23 protein-coding genes are annotated in these 25,870 nt (G+C 58.7%); 9 read left to right on the top strand and 14 right to left on the bottom strand.

Annotated elements, in window-relative coordinates:
- Positions 1 to 188 precede the first annotated feature (188 nt).
- From nrdA to yfaE, 3 genes are all read left to right on the top strand, one after another.
- Complete coding sequence (gene nrdA, locus O1723_RS06875; protein WP_014884610.1) at positions 189 to 2,474, top strand: class 1a ribonucleoside-diphosphate reductase subunit alpha; 2,286 nt, start codon at positions 189 to 191, stop codon at positions 2,472 to 2,474.
- Between the two features lie 100 nt (positions 2,475 to 2,574).
- The gene (gene nrdB, locus O1723_RS06870) at positions 2,575 to 3,705 is read left to right on the top strand and encodes a class Ia ribonucleoside-diphosphate reductase subunit beta (protein ID WP_014884611.1); all 1,131 of its coding nucleotides are present in this window, start codon (positions 2,575 to 2,577) and stop codon (positions 3,703 to 3,705) included.
- The gene (gene yfaE, locus O1723_RS06865) at positions 3,705 to 3,959 is read left to right on the top strand and encodes a class I ribonucleotide reductase maintenance protein YfaE (RefSeq protein ID WP_008500234.1); all 255 of its coding nucleotides are present in this window, start codon (positions 3,705 to 3,707) and stop codon (positions 3,957 to 3,959) included. Before nrdB ends, yfaE begins: the two co-directional genes overlap by 1 nt.
- 81 nt (positions 3,960 to 4,040) lie before the next feature.
- Here yfaE and glpQ read toward each other — a convergent pair whose 3' ends face one another.
- Both glpQ and glpT read right to left on the bottom strand, forming a co-directional pair.
- A complete protein-coding gene (glpQ, locus tag O1723_RS06860; protein ID WP_023337558.1) occupies positions 4,041 to 5,096 on the bottom strand; it encodes a glycerophosphodiester phosphodiesterase in 1,056 nt (351 codons plus the stop codon).
- 11 nt (positions 5,097 to 5,107) lie between these two features.
- A complete protein-coding gene (gene glpT / locus O1723_RS06855) occupies positions 5,108 to 6,460 on the bottom strand; it encodes a glycerol-3-phosphate transporter (RefSeq protein ID WP_014884613.1) in 1,353 nt (450 codons plus the stop codon).
- A gap of 252 nt (positions 6,461 to 6,712) precedes the next feature.
- Here glpT and glpA point away from each other — a divergent pair, with 252 nt between their 5' ends.
- From glpA to glpC, 3 genes are read left to right on the top strand one after another with little or no spacing between them, the layout of a single operon-like run.
- On the top strand, positions 6,713 to 8,341 hold the full coding sequence (gene glpA, locus O1723_RS06850; protein ID WP_014884614.1) for an anaerobic glycerol-3-phosphate dehydrogenase subunit A: 1,629 nt from the start codon (positions 6,713 to 6,715) through the stop codon (positions 8,339 to 8,341).
- A complete protein-coding gene (gene glpB / locus O1723_RS06845; protein ID WP_014884615.1) occupies positions 8,331 to 9,548 on the top strand; it encodes a glycerol-3-phosphate dehydrogenase subunit GlpB in 1,218 nt (405 codons plus the stop codon). Before glpA ends, glpB begins: the two co-directional genes overlap by 11 nt.
- Entirely contained in the window at positions 9,545 to 10,735 is a 1,191-nt protein-coding gene (gene glpC / locus O1723_RS06840; protein WP_023337559.1) for an anaerobic glycerol-3-phosphate dehydrogenase subunit GlpC, read from the top strand. The genes glpB and glpC overlap by 4 nt, the downstream gene beginning before the upstream one ends.
- A 32-nt stretch (positions 10,736 to 10,767) precedes the next feature.
- On the opposite strand, the gene O1723_RS06835 is transcribed toward glpC, so the two are convergent.
- The 4 genes from O1723_RS06835 to tctD all read right to left on the bottom strand — a co-directional run bounded on the left by O1723_RS06835 (position 10,768) and on the right by tctD (position 14,800).
- A complete protein-coding gene (locus O1723_RS06835; protein ID WP_023337560.1) occupies positions 10,768 to 11,967 on the bottom strand; it encodes a nicotinamide mononucleotide deamidase-related protein YfaY in 1,200 nt (399 codons plus the stop codon).
- Between the two features lie 93 nt (positions 11,968 to 12,060).
- The gene (locus O1723_RS06830) at positions 12,061 to 12,600 is read right to left on the bottom strand and encodes a YfaZ family outer membrane protein (RefSeq protein ID WP_023330955.1); all 540 of its coding nucleotides are present in this window, start codon (positions 12,598 to 12,600) and stop codon (positions 12,061 to 12,063) included.
- A gap of 129 nt (positions 12,601 to 12,729) precedes the next feature.
- Positions 12,730 to 14,139, bottom strand: coding sequence for a sensor histidine kinase (locus O1723_RS06825; RefSeq protein ID WP_014884619.1), 1,410 nt, complete (start codon positions 14,137 to 14,139; stop codon positions 12,730 to 12,732).
- Complete coding sequence (tctD, locus tag O1723_RS06820; RefSeq protein WP_014884620.1) at positions 14,126 to 14,800, bottom strand: transcriptional regulator TctD; 675 nt, start codon at positions 14,798 to 14,800, stop codon at positions 14,126 to 14,128. The genes O1723_RS06825 and tctD overlap by 14 nt, the downstream gene beginning before the upstream one ends.
- 142 nt (positions 14,801 to 14,942) lie before the next feature.
- On the opposite strand from tctD, the gene O1723_RS06815 reads away from it, so the two are divergent.
- The 3 genes from O1723_RS06815 to O1723_RS06805 are packed head-to-tail and all read left to right on the top strand — an operon-like array spanning position 14,943 to position 17,892.
- Complete coding sequence (locus tag O1723_RS06815; protein ID WP_014884621.1) at positions 14,943 to 15,923, top strand: Bug family tripartite tricarboxylate transporter substrate binding protein; 981 nt, start codon at positions 14,943 to 14,945, stop codon at positions 15,921 to 15,923.
- An 11-nt stretch (positions 15,924 to 15,934) separates the two neighbouring features.
- Positions 15,935 to 16,366 (top strand): tripartite tricarboxylate transporter TctB family protein, encoded by a 432-nt coding sequence (locus tag O1723_RS06810; RefSeq protein WP_014884622.1) that lies wholly within the window; start codon positions 15,935 to 15,937, stop codon positions 16,364 to 16,366.
- Between the two features lie 11 nt (positions 16,367 to 16,377).
- On the top strand, positions 16,378 to 17,892 hold the full coding sequence (locus tag O1723_RS06805) for a tripartite tricarboxylate transporter permease (protein WP_014884623.1): 1,515 nt from the start codon (positions 16,378 to 16,380) through the stop codon (positions 17,890 to 17,892).
- Here O1723_RS06805 and menE read toward each other — a convergent pair whose 3' ends face one another.
- The 8 genes from menE to O1723_RS06765 form a co-directional block, all read right to left on the bottom strand.
- Positions 17,893 to 19,254, bottom strand: coding sequence for an o-succinylbenzoate--CoA ligase (gene menE / locus O1723_RS06800; protein ID WP_014884624.1), 1,362 nt, complete (start codon positions 19,252 to 19,254; stop codon positions 17,893 to 17,895). It abuts the gene before it with no gap.
- A complete protein-coding gene (gene menC, locus O1723_RS06795) occupies positions 19,251 to 20,216 on the bottom strand; it encodes an o-succinylbenzoate synthase (RefSeq protein ID WP_014884625.1) in 966 nt (321 codons plus the stop codon). The genes menE and menC overlap by 4 nt, the downstream gene beginning before the upstream one ends.
- Positions 20,216 to 21,073, bottom strand: coding sequence for a 1,4-dihydroxy-2-naphthoyl-CoA synthase (gene menB / locus O1723_RS06790; protein WP_013098093.1), 858 nt, complete (start codon positions 21,071 to 21,073; stop codon positions 20,216 to 20,218). Before menB ends, menC begins: the two co-directional genes overlap by 1 nt.
- The gene (gene menH, locus O1723_RS06785; RefSeq protein ID WP_248190594.1) at positions 21,070 to 21,846 is read right to left on the bottom strand and encodes a 2-succinyl-6-hydroxy-2,4-cyclohexadiene-1-carboxylate synthase; all 777 of its coding nucleotides are present in this window, start codon (positions 21,844 to 21,846) and stop codon (positions 21,070 to 21,072) included. The genes menB and menH overlap by 4 nt, the downstream gene beginning before the upstream one ends.
- Positions 21,843 to 23,513, bottom strand: a complete 1,671-nt coding sequence (menD, locus tag O1723_RS06780; RefSeq protein ID WP_014884627.1) for a 2-succinyl-5-enolpyruvyl-6-hydroxy-3-cyclohexene-1-carboxylic-acid synthase — start codon at positions 23,511 to 23,513, stop codon at positions 21,843 to 21,845. Before menD ends, menH begins: the two co-directional genes overlap by 4 nt.
- 88 nt (positions 23,514 to 23,601) lie before the next feature.
- On the bottom strand, positions 23,602 to 24,897 hold the full coding sequence (gene menF / locus O1723_RS06775) for an isochorismate synthase MenF (RefSeq protein ID WP_014884628.1): 1,296 nt from the start codon (positions 24,895 to 24,897) through the stop codon (positions 23,602 to 23,604).
- Positions 24,898 to 24,983: 86 nt separating this feature from the next.
- Complete coding sequence (gene elaB / locus O1723_RS06770; protein WP_008500219.1) at positions 24,984 to 25,289, bottom strand: stress response protein ElaB; 306 nt, start codon at positions 25,287 to 25,289, stop codon at positions 24,984 to 24,986.
- 53 nt (positions 25,290 to 25,342) lie between these two features.
- The gene (locus O1723_RS06765) at positions 25,343 to 25,804 is read right to left on the bottom strand and encodes a GNAT family N-acetyltransferase (RefSeq protein ID WP_014884629.1); all 462 of its coding nucleotides are present in this window, start codon (positions 25,802 to 25,804) and stop codon (positions 25,343 to 25,345) included.
- Positions 25,805 to 25,870: the final 66 nt, after the last annotated feature.

Here is a 25,870-nt window from a genome sequence, read left to right as displayed (position 1 = left end):
TTCACAACCTCAATTTAACGTCAAAATCAACCCTTGTGCTGAAAAGATTCGATACTAGAATACTCACCATATAGCGTTTTTCTTATCGCAAACCCCCTATATGTAGTATTTATCCACAGACTTAGTCACAAGACGATTCTGTGGATAAGCGGGGGATATTTTTTATTTCACGGACAGGTAAAACCCACATGAATCAGAGTCTGCTGGTGACAAAGCGCGACGGGACGACCGAGCGTATCAATCTGGACAAAATCCATCGAGTTCTCGACTGGGCAGCAGAAGGACTGAACAACGTATCTATCTCCCAGGTTGAACTGCGTTCCCACATTCAGTTCTACGACGGCATCAAAACGTCTGATATCCACGAAACGATTATCAAAGCAGCGGCAGATCTGATCTCCCGCGACGCACCGGATTATCAGTACCTTGCTGCACGTCTGGCGATTTTCCACCTGCGTAAAAAAGCCTACGGCCAGTTTGAGCCGCCTGCGCTTTACGATCACGTGGTGAAAATGGTTGAGCTGGGCAAATACGACACGCATCTGCTGGAAGACTATACGGAAGAAGAGTTCGAGCAGATGAACGGGTTTATCGATCACTGGCGCGATATGAATTTCTCCTATGCGGCGGTGAAGCAGCTCGAAGGCAAATACCTGGTTCAGAACCGCGTTACCGGTGAGATCTACGAAAGCGCCCAGTTCCTCTATATTCTGGTGGCCGCCTGCCTGTTCTCAAACTACCCGCGTGACACCCGTCTGGATTACGTGAAGCGTTTCTACGATGCGGTATCGACGTTCAAGATTTCTCTGCCAACGCCAATCATGTCTGGCGTGCGTACCCCTACCCGTCAGTTCAGCTCCTGCGTACTGATCGAGTGTGGCGACAGCCTGGATTCCATCAATGCGACCTCCAGCGCCATTGTGAAATACGTCTCCCAGCGCGCCGGTATCGGCATCAACGCCGGTCGCATCCGTGCACTGGGCAGCCCGATTCGCGGCGGTGAAGCGTTCCACACCGGCTGTATCCCGTTCTACAAGCACTTCCAGACGGCAGTGAAATCCTGCTCTCAGGGCGGCGTGCGCGGCGGTGCTGCGACCCTGTTCTACCCGATGTGGCACCTGGAAGTGGAAAGCCTGCTGGTGCTGAAAAACAACCGTGGCGTGGAAGGCAACCGCGTGCGTCACATGGACTACGGCGTACAGATCAACAAACTGATGTACACCCGTCTGCTGAAAGGGGAAGACATTACCCTGTTCAGCCCGTCCGACGTCCCTGGCCTGTACGACGCGTTCTTCGCCGATCAGGACGAGTTCGAGCGTCTGTACACCAAATATGAAAAAGACGACAGCATCCGTAAGCAGCGCGTGAAGGCGGTCGATCTGTTCTCCCTGATGATGCAGGAGCGTGCCTCTACCGGCCGTATCTACATCCAGAACGTTGACCACTGCAACACCCATAGCCCGTTTGATCCGGTGGTTGCGCCAGTACGCCAGTCTAACCTGTGCCTTGAGATCGCCCTGCCGACCAAGCCGCTGGAAGACGTGAACGACGAAAATGGCGAAATTGCGCTGTGTACGCTGTCTGCGTTCAACCTGGGTGCAATTAAAAGCCTGGACGAGCTGGAAGAGCTGGCCGTGTTGGCGGTTCGCGCGCTCGACGCCCTGCTGGACTACCAGGATTACCCAATTCCGGCCGCTAAACGTGGCGCGATGGGTCGTCGTACCCTGGGTATCGGCGTGATTAACTTCGCCTACTGGCTGGCGAAAAACGGTAAGCGTTACTCCGACGGCAGCGCCAATAACCTGACGCACCAGACGTTCGAAGCCATTCAGTATTACCTGATGAAAGCGTCTAACGAGCTGGCGAAAGAGCAAGGCGCATGCCCGTGGTTCAACGAAACCACCTATGCAAAAGGCATTCTGCCGATCGACACCTACAAGAAAGACCTGGATGCGATCGTCAGCGAGCCGCTGCACCTTGACTGGGAAGGCCTGCGCGAGTCCATCAAGACTCACGGTCTGCGCAACTCCACGCTCTCTGCCCTGATGCCGTCTGAGACCTCTTCGCAGATCTCCAACGCCACTAACGGTATTGAGCCGCCGCGCGGCCACGTCAGCATTAAAGCGTCGAAAGACGGCGTGCTGCGTCAGGTGGTACCGGACTACGAAACACTCGGGAACAACTACGAGCTGCTGTGGGAAATGCCAAACAACGACGGCTACCTGCAGCTGGTGGGTATCATGCAGAAGTTTATCGACCAGTCGATCTCTGCCAATACCAACTATGACCCGACGCGTTTCCCGTCTGGCAAGGTACCGATGCAGCAGCTGTTGAAAGACCTGCTGACCGCCTACAAATTTGGCGTGAAAACGCTGTACTATCACAACACCCGTGACGGTGCAGAAGACGCGCAGGACGACATGGTACCGTCAATTCAGGACGATGGCTGCGAAAGCGGCGCATGTAAGATCTAAGCACTTCGCCGGGTGGCACTAAGCTTACCCGGCCTACGGTTTTGTAGGCCCGGCAAACGCAGTGTTGCCGGGCAATAAAATCTCAACAGGACTCACCGCAATGGCATACACCACATTTTCACAGACGAAAAACGACCAGCTCAAAGAGCCGATGTTCTTTGGCCAGCCGGTCAACGTGGCACGCTACGATCAGCAAAAATATGACATCTTCGAAAAGCTGATTGAAAAGCAACTCTCCTTCTTCTGGCGTCCGGAAGAAGTAGACGTCTCCCGCGATCGCATTGATTACCAGTCGCTGCCGGATCACGAAAAGCATATCTTCATCAGCAACCTGAAGTACCAGACGCTGCTGGATTCCATTCAGGGCCGTAGCCCGAACGTGGCACTGCTGCCGCTGATTTCCATTCCCGAGCTGGAAACCTGGGTGGAAACCTGGGCATTCTCCGAGACGATTCACTCCCGCTCTTATACACACATCATCCGCAACATCGTGAACGATCCGGCGGTGGTGTTTGACGATATCGTCACCAACGAGCAGATCCAGAAGCGTGCGGAAGGCATTGCGCACTATTACGACGAACTGATTGAGATGACCAGCTACTGGCACCTGCTGGGTGAAGGTACGCATAACGTGAACGGTAAAACCGTTACCGTGAACCTGCGCGCGCTGAAAAAACAGCTGTACCTGTGCCTGATGAGCGTCAACGCGCTGGAAGCGATCCGCTTCTACGTGAGCTTCGCCTGCTCCTTCGCCTTTGCCGAGCGCAAGCTGATGGAAGGCAACGCCAAAATCATCCGTTTGATCGCCCGTGACGAAGCCCTGCACCTGACCGGCACCCAGCACATGCTGAACCTGCTGCGCAGCGGTACGGATGACCCTGAAATGGCGGAAATCGCCGAAGAGTGCAAGCAGGAGTGCTATGACCTGTTCGTGCTGGCGGCTCAGCAGGAGAAAGAGTGGGCAGACTACCTGTTCCGCGACGGTTCCATGATTGGCCTGAACAAAGACATTCTCTGCCAGTACGTTGAGTACATCACCAACATCCGTATGCAGGCTGTCGGTCTCGACCTGCCGTTCCAGACGCGTTCTAACCCAATCCCGTGGATCAACACCTGGCTGGTGTCCGATAACGTGCAGGTTGCGCCTCAGGAAGTGGAGGTGAGTTCTTACCTGGTCGGTCAGATTGATTCTGAAGTCAACACTGACGACCTGAGCGACTTCCAGCTCTGATGTCACGCGTCACGTTAAGTCTTTCCGGCACTGAGGTGCTGTGTCGGGAGGAGCACCCTTCTCTGCTGGTGGCGCTTGAGGCGCATCAGGTAGAAGTAGAGTACCAGTGTCGTTCCGGCTATTGCGGCTCCTGCCGCTGCCGTCTGGTCGCCGGCCAGGTGGACTGGCTGACTGAACCGCTGGCCTTTATCAACGAAGGGGAAATTTTGCCCTGCTGCTGCCGGGCAAAAGGCGATATTGAGATCGAGATGTAATTGCCCTGGTTCCCTCTCCCTGTGGGAGAGGGTTAGTTCGTAGGCCGGGTAAGGCGCAGCCGCCACCCGGCAATTCCAGTGTTAATCCTTCAAAAAACTCACTGCTTTATCCGGGAAATCCGTAAACAACCCGTCCACGCCCGCCTGGTTATACAACACCTCATAAAGCTGATTCACGTCCGTGGCATACGGCGGCAGCTGGTCTGCGCGCACGGTATACGGATGAACCTGCATCTTGCTGGCATGCGCCTCTTTCACCATCGCCGTCAGCTTCACGTGACCCGGCGTGGAGCCTTCTGCCACCAGCATGTGGTAATCCGGTCCGATGCCGTCAGCGTACTGAGCAATCTGCTTCATCGCGCCCGGCTTAAACATCCAGTCGTAGTTGTAGTTCACCCACTTCCCGTCCGGCTGTTTCTCCTGGGTTTCATTCCAGTCGGTGTAGGCAATCAACTGCACCAGATTGAGCTCCATCCCCATCTTCGGCTCCAGCTCGGTTTTAATGCGCTTCAGCTCGGCGGCGTCAAAACACTGCAGGTAAACTTTGTCCTTCTTGCTGGTGTAGCCGTACTGTTTCAGGACCTCCAGGGTTTTCGCGGCAATATCCTTCCCTTCCTGATGATGGAACCACGGCGCTTTGATTTCCGGGTAGATACCGATATTTTTACCGGTCGAGTGGTTCAGCCCCTGAACAAACTCTATCTCCTCCTGGAAGGTGTGAATACGGAAGTCAGATTTGCCCATCGGGAAACGTCCCGGATAGACCTGTACCTTCTTGCCGTTTTCAATCTCGAACCCTTCGGTAAACTTCAGGGAGCGGATCTCCGCCAGGGTGAAATCAATGGCGTAGAAACGACCATCTTTACGCGCGCGGTCCGGGAAACGCTCCGCTACGTCCGTTACGCGGTCAAGATAGTGGTCATGCAGGACGACCAGCTGGTCGTCCTTCGTCATTACCAGATCCTGCTCCAGATAATCCGCGCCCTGCGCATAGGCCATCGCTTTCGCCGGCAACGTATGCTCCGGCAGATAGCCGCTCGCGCCGCGGTGGGCAATCACGATTTTATCCGCCGCCAGCGCGGAGCCTGTCATCAGGCCCGCCAGCAGCAGACCGGTGGTTAAATGAGATAATTTCATGGGCATGTTCCTTATTGACGACGCGCCAGCACTTCAGCGTGGTGACGTTTCTCACCGATCATTACGACAATCAACAGCAGTACCGCCAGCACGCTACCGCCAATCATCACCATAAAGCCGCCGTCCCAACCGAAGAAGTCCACGGTGTAGCCCACGATGGCGCTCGCCGCGACTGAACCGCCCAGGTAGCCGAACAGGCCGGTAAAGCCTGCCGCCGTGCCCGCCGCTTTTTTCGGTGCCAGTTCCAGGGCATGCAGGCCAATCAGCATGACCGGGCCATAAATCAGGAAGCCGATGACGATCATACAGGCCATGTCTACGCCCGGGTTGCCCGGCGGGTTGAGCCAGTACACCACGGTGGCGATGGTCACCAGGGTCATGAAGAACACGCCTGTTGCACCACGGTTACCTTTAAACACTTTGTCCGACATCCAGCCGCAGATCAGCGTGCCCGGGATCCCCGCGTATTCATACAGGAAGTAGGCCCAGGAGGATTTATCCAGCGCGAAGTGCTTCACCTCTTTCAGGTAGGTCGGTGACCAGTCCAGAATGCCGTAACGCAGCAGATAAACGAACACGTTGGCCACCGCGATGTACCACAGCAGTTTGTTAGGCAGCACGTACTTCATGAAGATCTGCTTCGCGGTCAGCTCTTCTTCGTGCTTCTCGCTGTAATCATCCGGATAGTCGTCTTTATACTCTTCAATCGGCGGCAGGCCGCAGGATTGCGGCGTATCGCGCATCAGCGCGAAGGCAATAATCGCCACCAGAATGGCGCCAAACGCAGGCATGTAGAGCGCAGCGTGCCAGTCGTTGAACCAGGCCATCCCCAGCAGGAACAGCAGCGGCGGAATACCGCCACCCACGTTATGCGCGCAGTTCCACACCGACACAATGCCGCCGCGCTCTTTCTGCGACCACCAGTGCACCATGGTACGTCCGCATGGCGGCCATCCCATCCCCTGGAACCAGCCACAGAGGAACAGCAGCACGAACATAACGGCAATGCTGGAGGTTGCCCACGGCACAAAACCCATGAACAACATCACCGCAGCCGCCAGAATCAGACCGGCGGGCAGAAACACGCGCGGATTCGAGCGATCTGACACGGACCCCATAATGAACTTGGAAAAACCATACGCGATAGAGATCCCCGACAGCGCGAACCCCAGATCGCCGCGTGAAAAGCCCTGCTCCACCAGATACGGCATGGCGAGCGCAAAGTTTTTACGCACAAGATAGTACGCCGCGTACCCGAAGAAGATCCCCAGGAAAATTTGCCAACGCAGACGACGGTATAGCGGATCAATCTCTGCCTCTGGCAGACGCGCCCGATGCGGCGCGGGTTTGAAAATACTGAGCATGACAGCCTCCGTGGCCTTGAATTGAATGAGCAGGTGGCTCGCACCTGAATTCCAGAGCCGGGGATGTTAAGAAATCATGGTGATTGTTACTGTGAATCAACGCACAGATTGTTACAGAAATATGACAGAATGCGCAAAAAAGCGCATGAAATCACGTTTCACTTTCGAATTTCGCGCGTTTATGTTCGAAATCAAACAAACCACAGTTTTCATGTGGCTAAATGATAAAAAAACGAACATTAAGGGAAGACAATGACAATTCACGATCCTCGCTACAGCGATGTGATTATCATTGGCGGTGGTGCCACCGGCGCCGGTATCGCTCGCGATTGCGCCCTTCGCGGATTAAGCGTCACGCTTCTGGAACGCCACGATATTGCCACGGGCGCGACCGGGCGTAACCACGGCCTGCTTCACAGCGGCGCACGATACGCCGTCACTGACGGTGAGTCGGCACGGGAATGTATTGCGGAAAACCAGATCCTCAAGCGTATCGCCCGCCACTGCATTGAACCGACCGATGGCCTCTTTATCACCCTTCCCGAAGATGACCTCGCCTTTCAGGAAACCTTTATCACCGCCTGTAACGCAGCAGGTATTCAGGCGGAGGCCATGGATCCGGCGCGGGCACGGCAGCTGGAACCGTCGGTCAACCCGGCGCTTATTGGCGCAGTGAAAGTCCCGGATGGCACCGTCGATCCGTTCCGCCTGACCGCCGCCAATATGCTGGATGCCCGGGAACATGGGGCGCGCATTCTGACCGGACATGAAGTGACCGGACTTATCCGCGAAGGCCATCGCGTCTGCGGCGTGCGGGTGTTTGATACGCAATACCACGAACACAGCGAGCTGTTTGCCTCCGTCGTCATTAATGCCGCGGGGATCTGGGGGCAGCGCATTGCAGAATACGCTGACCTGTCGGTGCGCATGTTCCCGGCGAAAGGCTCGCTGCTGATCCTCGACCATCGCATCAATAACCATGTGATCAACCGCTGCCGCAAACCGTCTGATGCCGATATCCTCGTGCCGGGCGATACCATTTCGCTGATTGGTACGACCTCAACCCACGTCGACTACAGCGACATTGACTACAACCGCGTGACCGCCGAAGAGGTGGATATCCTGCTGCGTGAAGGCGAGAAACTGGCCCCGGTGATGGCCCAGACGCGTATTCTGCGTGCCTACGCGGGCGTGCGTCCTCTTGTCGCCAGCGATAACGATCCGAGCGGACGTAACGTTAGCCGGGGCATCGTGCTGCTCGACCACGCCGAACGCGACGGCATGGACGGATTTATCACCATTACAGGCGGCAAATTAATGACCTACCGCCTGATGGCCGAATGGGCCACCGATGCAGTCTGCCGCAAGCTGGGGAATACCAAGCCGTGCGTGACGGCAGAACAACCGCTGCCAGGATCGCGTCAGTCCACCGAAAAAACGTTGCAAAAAATCATCTCCCTGCCCGCCCCGCTGCGCGGTTCCGCGATTTACCGCCACGGGGACAGAACGCCGGTCTGGCTCGGCGAAGGTCGGCTGAGCCGCAGCCTGGTGTGCGAGTGCGAAGCCGTCACCGCGGGCGAGGTGCAATACGCGGTGGAGAACCTGACGGTCAAGAGCCTGCTCGATCTCCGCCGTCGCACCCGCGTCGGCATGGGAACCTGCCAGGGTGAACTGTGCGCCTGCCGTGTGGCGGGTCTGCTGCAGCGTTTTCATACCACGACTGCCACCCAGTCGCTCGATCAGCTCAGCGCCTTTTTAAACGAGCGCTGGAAAGGCATTCAGCCTGTCGCCTGGGGCGATGCCCTGCGTGAGAGCGAGTTTACCCGCTGGGTCTACCAGGGGCTTTGCGGTCTTGAGAAGGAGCAACACGATGAAATTTGATACCGTGATTGTCGGCGGCGGGCTGGCGGGCTTGCTCTGTGGCATCAAGCTCACGAAGCAGGGGCTGCGCTGCGCCATTATCACCCGGGGGCAGAGTGCCCTGCACTTCTCGTCGGGATCGCTGGATCTGGTGGACGACACGTACCGCGACAAACTGCCGCCGGAGCACCCGTATCATCGGGTTGGCGCGCAGCATATTGACCGCTTTGCGCTGGAAACCGAAGCGCTGCTGGCTGACTGCGGTGCGCGTCTGAAGGGGAGCGCCAGGCAAAATCATCAACGCATCACGCCGCTTGGCACCCTGCGTTCCGCATGGCTCAGCCCGGAGGAGGTCCCCGTTGCCCCTGTGAGCACAGGACGGGTACGGGTCGTGGGTATTAGCGGCTTTCTGGATTTTCAGCCCCATCTTGCGGCGGCGTCACTGTGTCGCCAGGGCGTGAACGCCGAGACGGCAGAGATAGAACTGCCTGAACTGGATGTCCTGCGCGAAAACCCGAGCGAGTTTCGCGCGGTGAATATCGCCCGCTTTCTGGATAACGAAGACAGATGGCCGCTGCTGTATGAGGCGCTCAGACCGCTCGGTGAAACCTGCGATACGCTGTTGATGCCTGCCTGCTTTGGACTCAGCGATAACCGCCTGTGGCGCTGGCTGTCGGACCGTCTGCCCTGCTCGCTCGGCCTGCTGCCAACGCTTCCCCCTTCCGTGCCCGGCATTCGCCTGCATACCCAGATCCAGCGCCAGTTTGTGGCGCAGGGCGGCGTGTGGATGGCGGGTGACGAGGTGAAAAAAATCACCCTGACGGACGGCGCGGTGAGTGAAATCTGGACCCGCAACCACGGTGATATTCCGCTTCGCGCCCGCTATACGGTGCTGGCAAGCGGCAGTTTCTTCAGCAACGGGCTGCTGAGCAGCCGGGAGGGCATCCGGGAAGCCATTATGGGGCTTGATGTCCGGCAAGGCGCGTCCCGCGCGGACTGGTATCAGAGTGATTTCTTCTCGCCGCAGCCCTGGCAACAGTTCGGCGTGATGGTTGATAACCAACTGCACCCGCAACTGTCCGGTAAGCCCGTCAGGAATCTCTTTGCCATTGGCTCGCTGTTGGGCGGGTACGATCCCATAACTCAGGGGTGCGGTGGCGGGGTCTGCGCCGTCACGGCGCTGTATGTGGCAGAGCAGATTAGCCAGCGCGCGGAGGCGGAACAATGAACGATACCCGTTTTGAAAGCTGCATTAAATGCACGGTCTGCACAACCGTCTGCCCGGTCAGCGGCGTGAACCCGCGCTATCCCGGACCGAAACAGGCCGGGCCTGACGGCGAGCGTCTGCGCCTGAAGGACGGTAAGCTGTACGACGAGGCGCTGAAATACTGTATCAACTGCAAACGCTGCGAAGTTGCCTGCCCGTCGGATGTGAAAATCGGCGATATCATCCAGCGCGCCAGGGCGCGCTACAGCACGCAAAAGCCGTCCCTGCGCGATGCCATGCTCAGCCATACCGACCTGATGGGCAGCGTCTCAACGCCGTTTGCCCCGCTGGTCAATGCCGCGACCGCCCTCAAACCGGTGCGCCAGCTGCTGGATGCCACGCTGAAGATAGACCATCACCGCAGCCTGCCGAAATATTCTCACGGCACCTTCCGCCGCTGGTACAAATCCGTCGCGGCGGAGCAGGCGCAGTACGCCGACCAGGTGGCCTTTTTCCACGGCTGCTATGTGAATTACAACCACCCGCAGCTGGGCAAAGATCTGCTGAAGGTGCTAAACGCCATGGGAACGGGCGTTCAGCTACTGAACAAAGAGAAGTGCTGCGGCGTACCGCTGATCGCCAACGGGTTTACCGATAAAGCGCGCAGGCAGGCTCAGAGCAATGTCACGTCACTGCGCGAAGCGATTGTCGATAAAGGTATTCCGGTGCTGGCGACCTCGTCCACCTGTACCTTCACCCTGCGCGATGAGTACCCGCATCTGCTGGACGTGGATAATACCGGCCTGCGCGAGCACATCGAGCTGGCGACACGCTTCCTGTGGCGCAAGCTCGATAGCGGGCAGACGTTGCCGCTGGGGAAATTGCCCCTGAAAGTGGTGTATCACACCCCGTGTCATATGGAGAAAATGGGCTGGTCGCTCTATACGCTTGAGCTGCTGCGGTTAATTCCCGGACTTGAGCTGACGGTGCTGGATTCGCGCTGCTGCGGGATTGCGGGAACCTACGGCTTTAAGCGCGAAAACTACGCAACCTCCCAGGCGATTGGCGCCCCGCTGTTCCGACAGATCGAAGAGAGCGGCGCGGATATCGTGGTGACCGACTGCGAAACCTGTAAATGGCAGATCGAGATGTCCACCAGCAAGCGCTGTGAGCATCCGATTACCCTGTTGGCGAACGCGCTGGGCTGAACATGGCCGGGGCGAACGCCCCGGCACAAACATTACTCGACGAACAGCGACTCAACAACGTTAATCCAGCCGTGCTCGCTGGCGACCTCTTTGCCATTGAGCCAGCGGCGCAGCATATTCAGCGCCATCATGGCGCAGACTTCCTGACGCACCGCCAGACTGTGGCGAGTGATGCTCATTTTGACCCTCAGAGCCCAGGTCCCCTCCGGCGTCGCCAGCGCGACGTTAAGGTGTTCCTCATCCAGCCCACCCACGAACAGCGCCAGACCGGCAAAATGTTTAACCCGTCGCTCCGAGGCCCAGCGGGCGGTTTGCGCCAGGGTCTCCTGCTGGAACGGCACCACTTCGCTGGCCAGCAGCGGCGCGCTGACGCGCGACAATTGCAGCGCCAGCAGGCCACCGGTGAACTGCTCGCTTAAGGTCACGCTCAGCTGACGATCCTGCAGGTGCTTCGCAATCTGCGCAGGCAACCCCTCCGTCCCTTCAAAGATCAGGCTTTCGCCCGCCACGCGCTGCACTTCGGGCCACAGGGCCAGCATCGCCGCTTTCTGCGTCGCCGGTCCTGTCAGCTTGAGCTCAATGATCGGCATAGAGGAGCGATAGCCCATGGACACGCCCGGCGGCAATTGCAGGTGGTCAAGACTCTGGGCCAGATCGCTTTCAGAACGGCCAAACGTGGTCAGTCGCAGGCACAGCGGAGGTTCAGGCAGGGTAAAACGGTCGCGAAGGCGCGGCAGGATCTTCTGCTCAACCATCACTTTAAATTCGGAAGGTACGCCGGGCGTGAAGAACATCAGGCAACGGTTCAGCTGCAGGGCAAACCCGCACGCGGTGCCGACCGGGTTATCAACCAGCTCAGCACTGGCGGGGATTTCAGCTTGCTTGCGGTTGCTGGGGGCCATAACGCGGCCACGTTCGGAGAAAAAGCGTTCCATCTGTGAAAGCCATGCCTCATGCAGCACCAGCCCTTCACCTTTTGCGGTTGCGGCGGCCAGCGCGCTGAGATCGTCACTGGTAGGACCGAGTCCGCCATTCACGATCAGCACATCGCAGTGTTCGCTCCGCTCACACAGAATGCTGACCAGCGACTCAAGATTGTCGCCTACCGTATTGCGACGCGTTAACGGTAATCCTTGCTCAAAGAAAAGATCGGCAAGCCAGGCAGCATTGGTATCAATAATTTGTCCATGCAGCACTTCGTCGCCGGTGGATAACATCTCCACGTTAATCATTGTGTTCTCCCGCTTATTTGGTGAAAACACTATAGCGCAAACGCGGGAGGGAGAAGAGAGAAACTGGCGCGACGGAACGCCGCGCCGACAGGATTAGAAGCCTGCGCTTACGCCCACATAGGGACCGTCGGCCAGCGCGTTGTCGCGGTTGCCGTCTTTGCCCGCCAGGTTCAGGTAGCGATAGCCCGCCTCGATGGTAATCGGACGCATGATGGTCCAGCGCGCGCCGGCGTTGGCTTCTTCATAGCTGTCGATACCGCTGGAGAGCGAGTCCGGAGAGTAGTAATACTCGCCAAACAGACCGAAGCTGTCGCCAATTTTCCACTGCAGGCCGCCACCCACCGCTGCCGCATACCCTTCGTCACCGTCGTTCGGGTTGGTATAGATACCTTTACCGCCGACGGTCGCCAGGAATGGACCAAGAGGAATGTTCAGACCCAGACCGAGGCTTGCCGCATCGCCGTCGTCATCGTTATGCGTCCAGCCACCGGTCATCGCCAGACCGGAAGTCTCTGTTCCCAGGCCAAAGCCCAGGTGGGTATAGTCCTGACCCGCCGAGCCGTTGAAGCTGATGGCGTTAGCCGCCGCAGATACAACCATCAGGCCGAAGCCCAGTAATGCCACTTTTTTCATTGTCATGATCCCGCGCAATTTTATAGAGAAGTCCCAAAACCGCGAGATTTTAACCTGAGTCTCCCGGGGATCAAGCACTCTGCGTGCGGCGGGGGGGAAGATTGTAACGATTTGAAACTTGCGGCTTTTTTATGCAAGCAACAGAAAGCGCATTTTGACACACAGGCCACCCAGGGATTCACTGCGGTTGAGTTGCAAATGGCTGCGGTGCAGCCGGGCAATGTCACCCGCCAGTGCCAGCCCGATCCCGGAACCGGCAGCGTCCCCAACGTTGTTCAGGCGGTGGAAAGGGAGCATTGCCTGGTGAATTTGATCCTCTTCAATACCGGGGCCGCTGTCTTCAACGCGCAGCTCAACGGCACCGGCCTCTGCGCGCAGGAAAACGGTCACGGTCCCGCCTGCTGGGGTATATTTAATCGCGTTCTCCAGCAGGTTAGCGCACAGTTCGCCCAGCAGGACGTCATCGCCTTCGATCATGACCGGCTGCTCCACACCGTCATAACCCAGATCGATCCCTTTGCTCCGCGCCTGCGCCAGTCGGGAGAAGCAGCAGTTCTGCACCACCTGAACCAGATCCACAGGCGAGAACTGACGATCGCCCTGCTCTCTCCCCTTCACCGCCGAAAGCTGCAACAGCCGCTCGGTGAGTACGATAGTCTCATCCAGCGTGGCGTTCATTGCCCGCAGACTCTCCTGCCACAAAGCGGGATCCTGGCGAGTAAGCGCGACAGACACCTGTGTTTTAAGTACCGCCAGCGGCGTTTTGAGCTGGTGCGATGCATCCGCGTTGAAACGTTCCTGACGCGAAAGCACGCCGCGCAGACGGTCGATATAGCGGTTAAAAGCCACAATCAGCAGCCGGGTCTCGGACCAGGGCAACAGCTCCGGCAGCGGTGCCAGCAGGCCCGGCTCGCGCCGCACCATCAGCGAGGAGAGCTGGCGCATCGGACGCAACACGCGGCGCAGCATCCAGGCGGTTAGCACCAGCGTCAGCAGCACCAGCAGCCCCTGCGAAACCCAGGATGAAAAGAGCAACTGGCTGGCGAGATAGCGGCGTGACTGGAGCGTCTCCGCAACGTATATTTCCGCCATGCCAAAAATAGAATCTTGATTCACGGGCTGCAGCAGACGCGCCACCCGAATCGCCTGCCCGCGATATTCGGTATGGTAAAACCACGCCAGCGCGGGGTAGAGCGTGGTACGCGATGTTGCAGGCGGCATCTTCGGCAGATCGTCATAGCCGGAGATCACCCGCCCGTCGGGGTCGACCACCTTGTAATAGAGCCGGTCGTTCATGTTGAGCTCAAAGCTATCAAGCACCACCCAGGGCACGTCCACCGCCAGCTTGCCGTCGCGTACCTCCAGCCGTTCCGAAATGGTGCGGGCAGAGGATAACAGCGTGCGGTCGTAAGCCTGCGTGGCCGCCTGCAACGCGCTGACGTAGCTGTTAAAGGCTGACAATCCCCACAGCAACAGTAGCGGCAGGCCAAGGAAAAGCAGCAGTTGCAGATAGAGCGACTGCGGCTTAAACCCTCTCATCGCCGCACTCCAGCACGTATCCCAGCCCCCGTAACGTGGTGATCCGCACGCCGCTGCCGGTGAGCTTCTTTCGCAGGCGGTGAATATAAAGATCGATACTTTCAGGGCTGACGTCGTCGTTCAGGCTGAACACCTGGTCAAAAAGCTGCTGCCGCGAAACCGGACGGGTGCGGCGGTGCATCAGCACTTTCAGCAGAGAGAGCTCGCGCGGCGTCAGGGAAAGCGGTTCATCGCGGAGCAGGAAAAAGCCCTCGTCGTCATACTCCAGTTCCCCAAGACGCTGGCGTTCCTGCGTGCGCCCCTCGCTTCTGCGCAACAGGGCACGCAGCCGGGCGTCAAGCTCCTCCAGCTCAAACGGTTTTGGCAGATAATCATCCGCCCCTGCGTTCAGGCCCTTTACCCGGTCCGCCACGTTGCTGCGCGCAGTCAGGAACAGGACGGGCAGCGTCTGCCCCCGTTTTCTGAGGCGATGGACCACTTCCAGGCCGTCAAAACCGGGCATGCCGATGTCCAGAATAGCAACCGCGTAATGTTCTCCCTGCAGCAGATGGTCGGCGGCACGCCCGTCAGACACGCAATCCACGGCGAAGCCCTCCTGCACCAGTGCTTTCTCCAGCCAGTGAGCCAGCTCACGATTATCTTCTGCCAGTAAGAGACGCATGTCACATCCTGTAAAGTTGGTTCCCCATTGAAAGGGAAATGAAAGGTTATTGTTTTAACAATCACGCAACGGAACCGCTACAAGGCGGTTCACATAATCAGAAAAAAGACCCATACCCGTACCCCCGGCGTGAGGATAAACGATGAAAAAACACTTACTTTCTACCCTTGCTGCAAGCGCATTCCTGTTGAGTACCTCTGTCGTTCAGGCGCAGGACGCCCCGTCCCGTACCGAATGTATCGCCCCGGCCAAACCGGGTGGCGGTTTCGATCTCACCTGCAAATTGATTCAGGTCAGCATGCTGGAGACGAAGGCCATCGAGAAACCGATGCGCGTGACCTACATGCCCGGCGGCGTGGGCGCGGTGGCCTATAACGCCATCGTCGCACAACGACCTGCGGAAGCGGGGACGGTGGTGGCCTTCTCCGGTGGTTCACTGCTGAACCTGTCTCAGGGCAAGTTTGGCCGTTATGGCGTGGATGACGTGCGCTGGCTGGCGACCGTCGGTACCGACTACGGGATGATTGCCGTGCGTGCCGACTCACCGTGGAAGTCCCTGAAAGACCTGCTCACCGCCATGGAAAAAGATCCGAACAGCGTGGTGATTGGCGCAGGCGCGTCGATCGGTAGCCAGGACTGGATGAAAGCCGCCCTTCTCGCGCAACAGGCGAAGGTTGACCCACACAAAATGCGCTACGTGGCCTTTGAAGGCGGCGGCGAGCCGGTTACGGCACTGATGGGCAACCATGTTCAGGCCGTTTCCGGCGATCTCAGCGAGATGGTGCCTTACCTGAACGGGGACAAAATCCGCGTGCTGGCGGTCTTCTCGGAAAACCGTCTGCCGGGACAGCTGGCTAACGTGCCGACCGCCAAAGAGCAGGGTTACAACCTGGTCTGGCCGATCATCCGCGGGTTCTTCGTCGGGCCAAAAGTGACCGATGCCGAGTACCAGTGGTGGGTCGACGCGTTCAACAAACTCCAGCAGACCGAAGCGTTTAAGAAACAGCGCGATTTGCGCGGGCTGTTTGAATTTAACCTGACCGGTAAGCCACTGGATGAGTACGTCAAAAAACAGGTGAATGACTACCGCGAGCAGGCGAAAGCCTTTGGCCTGGCGAAATAACCGGAGGCGCTATGAGCGATCGTATTTTTGCCGGGATATGGCTGCTGCTCTGCGTTGGCGGGATGTTTGTCGCCTGGCAGATCCACAGCGAATACAGCTATGAACCCGTAGGGCCACGCCCCTTCCCGATGGGCATTGTCGGCCTGATGCTGCTCTGCTCGGTGGCGCTGCTGTTGCGCCACCCGGACACCGTCGAGTGGCCACCGCGTCGCATTCTGCAGCGTCTGCTGGTGATGGTCATTGTCCTGCTGATGTACGCCTGGGGCTTTGAATGGCTCGGCTTCCCGGTGGCGACCGCCATCCTGACGATGGTGATCGGCATGCTGTTTAACGCCACCCTTCCCGCGGCAGGGATCTCAGGCGTGGTGATGGGGATTTTACTGTGGTACGCCTTTGACCGCCTGCTGGACGTGACGTTACCGCTCGGCGCCTGGCTTAATTAACGGAGCACGCTATGGATACCTGGATTTACCTCTCACAGGGGTTCGCCGTGGCGATGACCCCGGAAAACCTGGTGATCGCCCTGATCGGCTGTTTCGTGGGCACGATTGTCGGCCTGCTGCCGGGTCTTGGGCCGATCAACGGGGTAGCAATTTTACTTCCGCTGGCCTTTGCCCTGCATCTGCCTGCGGAATCGGCGCTGATCCTGCTGGCAACGGTCTATATCGGCTGTGAATATGGCGGGCGCATCTCGTCGATCCTGCTTAACGTGCCGGGAGATGCGGCGGCGATCATGACCGCGCTGGATGGCTATCCGATGGCGCGACAGGGTCGCGGGGGCGTGGCGCTCTCCATTTCAGCGGTCAGTTCGTTCTTTGGCTCGCTGGTTGCCATTGGCGGCATCATTCTGTTTGCGCCTGCGCTGGCCCAGTGGTCGCTGGCTTTTGGTCCGGCAGAATATTTTGCCCTGATGGTGTTTGCCATTGCCTGCCTCGGCAGCATGATGGCGCAAAATCCGCTCAAGTCGTTTTTGTCCGCGCTGATTGGCTTAGGGTTAGCCACCGTCGGCGTGGATGCCAACACCGGGGTCTATCGCTTTACCTTCGACAGCGTTCACCTGTCCGACGGCGTGCAGTTTATCGTGGTCGTGATTGGTCTGTTCTCTGTCTCTGAAATCTTACTGATGCTGGAACATACCAGCAGCGGGCAGACGCTGGTGCGCAAAACCGGCCGGATGCTCTTTAGCGCTAAAGAAGGCGCGCAGTGCATCGGCACCACGCTGCGCTCATCGGTAATTGGCTTCTTTGTCGGCATCCTGCCGGGCGCCGGGGCCACCATCGCCAGTGCCATTACCTACATGACCGAGAAAAAGCTCAGCGGCAACAGCGACAGCTTTGGTAAAGGCGATATTCGCGGCGTGGCGGCGCCTGAGGCGGCCAATAACGCCTCGGCCTGTGGCTCGTTTATCCCGATGCTGACCCTTGGCGTACCGGGCTCCGGCACCACGGCGGTGATGATGGGCGCCCTGACGCTCTACAACATCACGCCGGGACCGGCAATGTTTACCGAGCAGCCGGATATTGTCTGGGGGCTGATTGCCGCCCTGCTGATCGCTAACGTGATGCTGCTGGTGATGAATATCCCGCTGATTGGGCTGTTCACCCGCATGTTGACCATTCCCCTGTGGTTCCTGGTCCCGGCGATTGCCGCCGTCTCTGCTGTAGGGGTGTACGCGGTGCACAGCACCACGTTTGACCTGGTGCTGATGGTGGTCCTGGGCGTGCTGGGATACATACTCCGTAAGATGCACTTCCCGATGTCACCGCTGATTCTGGGGTTCGTGCTTGGCGAGATGCTGGAGCAGAACCTGCGCCGCGCGCTGTCCATCAGTAACGGCAATATGTCGATCCTGTGGGACAGCAGCGTCGCGAAGGTCCTGTTAGCGCTGGCAATCATGGTGATTGTGGTGCCGCCGGTATTACGCCTGCTGCGCCGTCGCCAGCGCAAACCGGAGCCGGATATCGGATAATTACGCCGACAGCTGGGCATTCACCCACTGTTTTAACGCCTGGCGGGAGATCTTAATCCCGCCATTTTTTAGCTCCGCCGGCAGTACCAGCCAGTGGACCGGCTGCTCAAAGCGCGCCAGTCTGCCCTGGATCCAGTCAGGAAATTGCGCGATATCCGTTCCCGGCTCGCACTCCACCACCGCCACCGGACGTTGTCCAAACTCGGCATCGTCCAGCGGGACGATAAACACCTGGTTAATCTGCGGGTGTGCGGCGATAACACGTTCCAGCGATTCCGGCTGGATCCCCTCTCCTCCGCTGAAAAAGAGATTGTCTATGCGGCCTAAAATCGTCAGTCGCCCGTTATGCCATTCCCCACGGTCGCGGGTGGCGAACCATCCCTGCGCATTGGTCAACGGCATCAGCGCACCGTCCCGCCAGTAGCCGGAAGCCATACTTTCCGCCCTAATCCAGACTTCACCTTCAACGACCTGCACCTCTCTGCCCGGCAGCGCATACCCTACGTCCGGCTCGCCGTCTGCCTCTTTCGCACAGACGGTAGAGGCAAACTCGGTGAGGCCGTAACCGCAGAAGGAGTGAATACCCTGTTCGCGCGCCTGCTGTGTTAAATCAACGGGGATTGCAGCCCCGCCCAACAGCACCGCTTTCAGTACAACAGGCTTGTGACGATTAAGCAGACGCCAGAGCTGGGTCGGCACCAGCGAGGCGTGGGTGCAGCCGCGTAACGCCTGTTCCAGAGGTTGTTTCTCGCGCACCGTTAAGCGTGCCCCGGCCACCAGCCAGCGCCATAAAATTCCCTGACCGGAAACGTGAAACAGCGGCAGCGAAAGGAGCCAGTCGTCGTTGTCCCCATAGGGCATCAGCGACAACACGCCGCGTGCGCTGGCAAGATGGGCGGCACAGGTATGCACCGCCGCCTTCGGTAGCCCGGTCGAGCCGGAGGTGAGCGTCATCGAGGCCAGCCGCGCCGGTTGCCATGCAACGCGGTATGCATCGGCTGGCTCACGCATGCTCAGGGCAGGAAGAGCGTCGTAGCTGCCGTCCAGCACCAGCGCAAAGCGCAGAGTCATCTGGGGGAGCAGCACGTCCAGCAGCGGAGGCGGCAGCTGTGGATTCACTGGAAGAATACGCGCGCCGCACTGGAGCAGCGCCAGCCATGCCATCAGCGTTTGCGGGTGGTTATAGGCCAGCAGCAGAACACCGTCACCCTCCTCCACCCCCTGCTGATGAAAGCCCGCGGCAAGGCGATCGATACGCGTGCACAGCTGTTGCCAGCTCAGCGCGTCGTCGTTCAGCCTGAGAGCAGGTTTGTCGGCAAACTGCGCACACCAGTGCCGCCATGGCCAGTCGGTAAAACTCATAGCAGCGGCTCCAGCGCCTCAACGCTGAGGCACGGCAGCGCGCTGTCCGGCCACTGGCGGAGAAGCTGAGCCTGCATCAGGTTCAGCGTATCGAGGCCGGGGACAGCGTCAGGCGTTAACCAGGCGGCAATACGTGCCAGCTGGGTCAGCCCAAGGCTGGACTCAATCGACGAACTGATCACCGCCGTCAGACCCAGCGCATGCGCCGCGGCAACCTGCTCGCGGACCTTCGCCAGGCTGCCGGTTAACGTCGGTTTAATCACCACTGCGCTGACGCCCGGCTCGGCAATAAATTCAAAATCGTCTTCGCGCAGGCTTTCATCCCAGGCGATAGCAATCCCCGTTTCACGAGCAAACGCGCGCGAATCGTCGCGGGTTTTGCACGGCTCTTCCAGGAAGGCGATGCGGCTGCGGTACGCCGGGTTGACGTATTTCGCAAACTGCTGCGCCTTAAGCGGCGTCCAGGCGCGGTTTGCGTCAAGACGCAGGTGCAAATCGGGAATCGCTTCCAGCAGCAGGTTGGCGACCATTCCGTCGCGCACCGCTTCGTAGAGACCGACCTTAATTTTCGCCACTTTCTCGCCCGGCATGGTGGAGAGCAACGTAAAGAGCTCGTCCGGGTCGCCCGTGCACAGCGGTGCCGCGCGGTAATTGCCCTCTTCCGGCAGGCTGCCCTCCAGTTCTGCCAGCGCACAGCTGATACCAAAGGCCGCAGAAGGCACGTCCGGGAACGCCGGGTTCGCGCCCTCGCGCCACGCACCTGCCCACGCCAGCAGCGCAGCCTGTGCATCATCGAGCGATTCCAGGCTAAAGCCCGGCAGCGGCGAAATCTCGCCCCAGCCTTCTCGCTCACCCTGCTGGAGATGCACAAAGAAGCCATCACGGGTTTTTAACCGCCGTTCACGCAGCACCACGCCCGCGTCCATCGGTATCTGCCAGCGGTAAACCTGCGCGCGACGCATTACGGGTTCCGTTTGTATTTGCTGAAATCAGGCTGGCGTTTTTCGTTAAACGCGTTGCGTCCTTCCTGACCCTCTTCGGTCATGTAGAACAGCATGGTGGCGTTGCCCGCCAGCTCCTGCAGGCCCGCCTGACCGTCACAGTCAGCGTTGAGTGCCGCCTTCAGGCAGCGCAGCGCCATTGGGCTGTTTTGCAGCATTTCACGGCACCAGCGGACGGTCTCTTTTTCGAGATCGGCAATCGGTACCACGGTATTCACCAGGCCCATATCCAGCGCTTCCTGGGCGTTGTACTGACGGCACAGGAACCAGATTTCACGCGCTTTTTTCTGCCCGACGATGCGCGCCATGTAGGAAGCGCCCCAGCCGCCGTCGAAAGAGCCCACTTTCGGACCGGTCTGGCCGAAGATGGCGTTCTCGGCGGCAATGGTCAGGTCACACATCATGTGCAGCACATGACCGCCGCCGATGGAGTAACCCGCCACCATCGCCACCACCGGTTTCGGGCAGGTGCGGATCTGGCGCTGGAAATCAAGCACGTTCAGGTGATGCGTACCCGCATCGTCCTGGTATCCGCCGTAGTCACCGCGCACTTTCTGATCGCCACCGGAGCAGAAGGCTTTCTCACCTTCGCCGGTCAGGACAATCACGCCGATGTTATCGTCATAGCGAGCATCCGCCAGGGCCTGGATCATCTCCTTGACGGTCAGCGGACGGAAGGCGTTACGCACCTGCGGACGGTTGATGGTGATTTTGGCGATGCCGTCAGCGGATTTGTGGTAACGAATGTCGGTGTAGCCTTCGGAGCAGTCTTGCCATTCGACCGGCGCGTAAAGCATGTTTTCATCAGGATAGATCATAGAGTGTCCTTTGTTCGAAGACGCAGTATCTGAGCCAGACTCGCGGCGACCGCAGCGGGGTTTTCCCGGTGGGCGTTGTGTCCGGCGTTTGGAATTGCATGGCTAACAGCGTGCAGTTCGGCGGCAAGGTCCGCGAACTTTTTATCACGTTCGCCATAGAGGTAATCAAAAGAGAAATGGCGGGTTCTGAGCGCGGGACGTAAATCCGGCTGCCCGGCCAGCGAGGTCGCTTCAAGCATTTTCGCCAGCGTTATGCCGTTGTTTTGGCTGCGCAGGGTAATAAGCGCCTTCCGCTCAGCGTCCGGGAGAGAGGCAAACACCGGCTGCTGGTACCAGTCAGCAAAGACCTTATCCAGCGGTTCGGTGCGAAAACGTGTCGCCCAGCGGTGGTCGGATACCCGCCGCGCATGGCGATCGTCGGCGTTCTGCAGGCCCGGATGTCCGCCCTCAACCATCACGCCCAACAGCCCCTTCGGCTGCTGGCAGGCGTGAAACATCGCAATGCGGCCGCCGAGGGAGTACCCCACCATCCAGTAGTTAAGTATGTTGTAACTAATCAGAGTTCGGGTAAGTAACGTACTCATCTCCTCGAACCCCGTCACGGTAATATTCCGGGATTCACCGTGCCCCGGCAGATCAAGATAGAGCCGGGGATACTCGCTCAGCGTCTCCCCGACAACCTGCCACTCGCGGCAGTCTCCGGAAAAACCGTGCAAAAAGACCAGCCAGGGATAGCCTGGTTCTCCGGTCTGCTGCACGCCTGCGAGGATCACAGCTGGCTCACCTGTGCCAGCAGGCTTTGCAGGCTCTGTGCACCGTCGGCATCGTTCACGACCAGCTCAATCAGCGTCGCGCCCGGTTGCTTCCAGGCGCTGCTTAGCGCTGTTTCCAGCTGTTCCCAGCTCTCCGGGCGGTGATATTTCAGGCTGAACATTGCCGCAGCATGTTCAAACTGCACGTTCTGCGGCATCAGATAGAAACGCTCACGCTCGCTCTGGGGCGTTGGCAACAGAGAGAAAATCTGCCCGCCGTTGTTGTTCACGACGATCAGCACAAACGGTGCGGAAGCCTGACGCAGCAGCGCCAGCGCGTTGAGATCGTAAAGCGCGGAGAGATCGCCCACGATCGCCAGCGTCGATTTCGCGCTGGCGCGCTGCACGCCCGCCGCCGTCGAGATCAGCCCATCGATGCCGCTGGCACCGCGGTTGCTGTAAACCGGGTAGCCCGCAGGCAGCTTCGAAAAGGCGTCAATCAGACGCACCACCAGGCTGTTACCGACAAACAGCTGGCCCTGTTCAGGCAGATACTGACGAATACGGTGCGCCAGACCGGCTTCGCTGAATGTCTCACAGTGCGCTTTGGTGATTTCCCACGCCTGACGAGACAATTCGGGGATTGCCACCGCCCAGGGTTGACGTTTTTCCGCCGGATGCAGTTCCAGCCAGCTCTCAATGTTGCTCACCAGACGGCGGCCGCGATGGTGAGCCGGGTCAAGCCGCCCTTCCAGCGGGTCGACCAGCCAGTACTCTTCCGGCGTGCAGGTCGCCTGCCACTGCAGCAGGCGTTTCCCGGTCAGGCTGGCGCCGATCTGGACCACAATCTGCGCCTGTGAAAGCTCAGTGACCGCCTTTGCATTCCCGAGCCAGAGATCGGCGCACGGCAGCGGCTGACCGGTCTGGGAAAGCACGTCGCCAATCAGCGGCCAGCCGAGGGTTTGCGCCCATTCGGCGACCCGCCTGCCTTCGGCGGCGCTCATGCGCCCGGCAATAACCACGCCGCGTTTTTGGCGCCAGAAGAACCAGTCGCGCTGTTTCGCGCTCTCAAGATGCGTTTGCCCGCGCAGCCACGGTTTTTCACTCTGCCACCAGTTACCGAGGGAGCGCTGCCAGTCAATGCCGGTATCGTCCAGTTCGCCATACAGCGGCTCGGCAAATGGACAGTTAATGTGCAACGCCCCGCTGCGCAATGTCTCCATGGCGTGATCGACGGTGGAGACCAGCCAGCTTGCCGGAATATCCTGGGTAGGACGCGGCAGCGAAACCGTCTGCGAAGGATGCGAAGAAAAGAGTCCCGGCTGACGAATGGCCTGATTCGCTCCGCAGTCGATAAGCTCAGGAGGACGGTCGGCCGTCAGCAGGATCAGTTTTTCACCGGTTAGCCCGGCTTCAATCAGGGCCGGGTAGAGGTTCGCCACGGCGGTACCGGAGGTGACAATCACCGCCACAGGTTCTTTGCTGACCTTTGCCAGCCCAAGCGCCAGATGCCCAAGGCCACGCTCATCAAAATGGGTGTGATGAATCAACGCCCGATTTTCGGCGGCCGCCAGCGTCAGCGGCGTTGAGCGAGAACCCGGTGCAATACACACGTGCCTGACGCCATGGCGCGTCAGGGCTTCAAGGATCACCGCCGCCCAGCGTCGGTTAAAAGAACTTACTGACATGAGATTGTCCGGTATCAAGAATGCGACACAGTATAAATAATAGAAAAAATTGGAATTTTGATATGAATCGGGATTGCGCGAATCAGTATTAATCCCTAAGGAGCAGAGAGCGCAAGCCAGCGGCTTTATTTTCGATCTCCTGCCACTCCTGCTCCGGGTCAGATCCGCTGACGATGCCCGCCCCGGCGTACAGCCGCAGGGCGTCATCCTGGACGCGCGCCGAGCGCAACGCCACACAGAACTCGCTTTGATCGGGCGATAAATACCCGGCCGAACCGGCGTACCATTCGCGGTTGAAAGGCTCAACGTTGTGGATAAACGCACGCGCGGGCTGTCGCGGAAGCCCGGCAACGGCGGCTGTCGGCTGGAGCACATGCAGACACAATTCGTCATCGGCCTGTTTTAGCTCCGTCCAGATACAGCGTCGTAAATGCTGGACTTTACGCAGCCGGACGACCTGAGCAGGCAATACCTCAAGCGTCTGCGTATGGTGCTGAAGACGCTGGCAGATATCTTCCACGACCAGCATATTTTCACGCTGGTTTTTATCATCATTCAGCAACCACTCGCCCAGGCGCTGCGCCTGTTTATCATCCGTATGGCTGGCGACGGTGCCCGCCAGCGCTTCGGTGCGCAGCAGCTTGCCACGTCGCCGCCAGAGGCGCTCGGGCGTGGAGCCGAGGAACGCGTTGCGGGCGTCGAATACCATGCAGAAATGATAGCAGTTGAGATTCAGGGCGCGGCTGGCGGCCATCAGTGCGACAGGATTAACCCGCTGTTTACACTGCAGATCGGTGGCCCGGGCAAGCACGACCTTTTCGAAATCGCCGCGCGCGATAGTCTCCGTCGCCTTGCCGATCAGGGTCAACCATTCCGGTTTTTGCGGCAGATGCGTTTCGCGCTCAACCTGGACAGACAGCGGACGAATGGCTCTGGCTGGACGGAGTTGCTGGAGTAATTCCAGGGCAGTGCGCGCGTCGTCCTGAAGCGAGCTATCGCTCCACAGCTGCAGGCGGAGAGTGGCGTTGCCAGCGGTACGTCGCCAGAGCAGGCGCGGCAGAAAAAGACTGCCCTGCTCCGGGCTGAATGCGTTGAGGCCGCAGATGCGAGTCTCTTTTGGCGCATGTTCTGCACGCAAAAACTGTGAGGCCAGCGCCAGAGAGGAAAATTGGGTGACCGCCCCCAGCGCAGCCAGCTCTTCATCACCGTTACGCTGCTGCCAGTAAAATTGCGGATAGCACTGCTGCTCGCCAAGCCAGGCGAGAGGATCGAAGGCGTCGTTTAACGGGAAAGAGACGTCGAAATGACACAGGCCGGGTGTGGCGGGTAACGCTTGCGAAAGCTGGGTATGCAGTTGCTCCAGCGCAAGGAAAATCGAATTCACGCGAACCTCTCCCTGTTAAAACCGCATATTATACGGGGTACTGAACATAAATAGCAGTACCCACGTATAGGGAGTGGTTAAGCGGCTTAACGACGGGCCAGCAGCAGACCCAGCACCAGCCCTACGGCAGCACCCACCCCAATGCCCTGCCACGGTTTTTCATGGACATAGTCATCGGCACGATAAACCGCTTTTTTGGCACGGTAGTAGTAAGTATCAGACGCATGGCTGACGCGGTTTTTCACTTCATGCAGCGCCTGTTCAGCACGGGCTTTTAACTCAATATATTTCTGATCGGCAGGGTCGCCCGAGGAACGTAACACCTCTTCCAGCGTTTCGCTCAGCAAAGCCAGGTCGTCGTCGATACGGGTATCCCAGGATTGAAATGACATATTTTTCTCCATGTTAGTACACCAGTCCGCTAACTATAGACAACGACGTGCCATTACGCCTGTTTCACTTCCCGTGCCATGCCGATGTGCGGGATGCCATCTTCGTCATAAACGTCGGTAACCGGCGTAAAACCAAAATGGCCGTAGAAGGGTTGCAGGTGCGCCTGCGCGCCCAGGTGTAACGCCTTGTCCGGCCACTGTTTCCGGCACGCATCCAGCGTTTTTTCCATCAGCTGATAGCCGAGTTTTTCGCCCCGTGCTTTGTTGCTGACAATGACGCGACCTATCACAACGGGCTCAAAATCGTCCTCGCTTTTCAGAATCCTCGCATACGCCACCAGCTCGTTATCCTTCCAGCCGAGGATATGGCGGTTTTCCCCTGTGAGATCATCACCGTCGATATCCTGATACGGACAGGTTTGTTCAACCACAAACACTTCGCAGCGCAGTTTGAGCAACGCGTAGAGCGACTGAACGGTGAGCTCACTATGGTGTAAATCTTGCCACTGGATCATCTCTTTCTCCTTCCTGGGGTTCATCACGTTATACTAAACCCCTCCCCGTTCGGCAAAGGGCTGATT

This window comes from Enterobacter cloacae complex sp. HYC080_NIDB, assembly GCF_056673325.1.
This window is presented reverse-complemented; position numbering and strand designations above follow the sequence as displayed.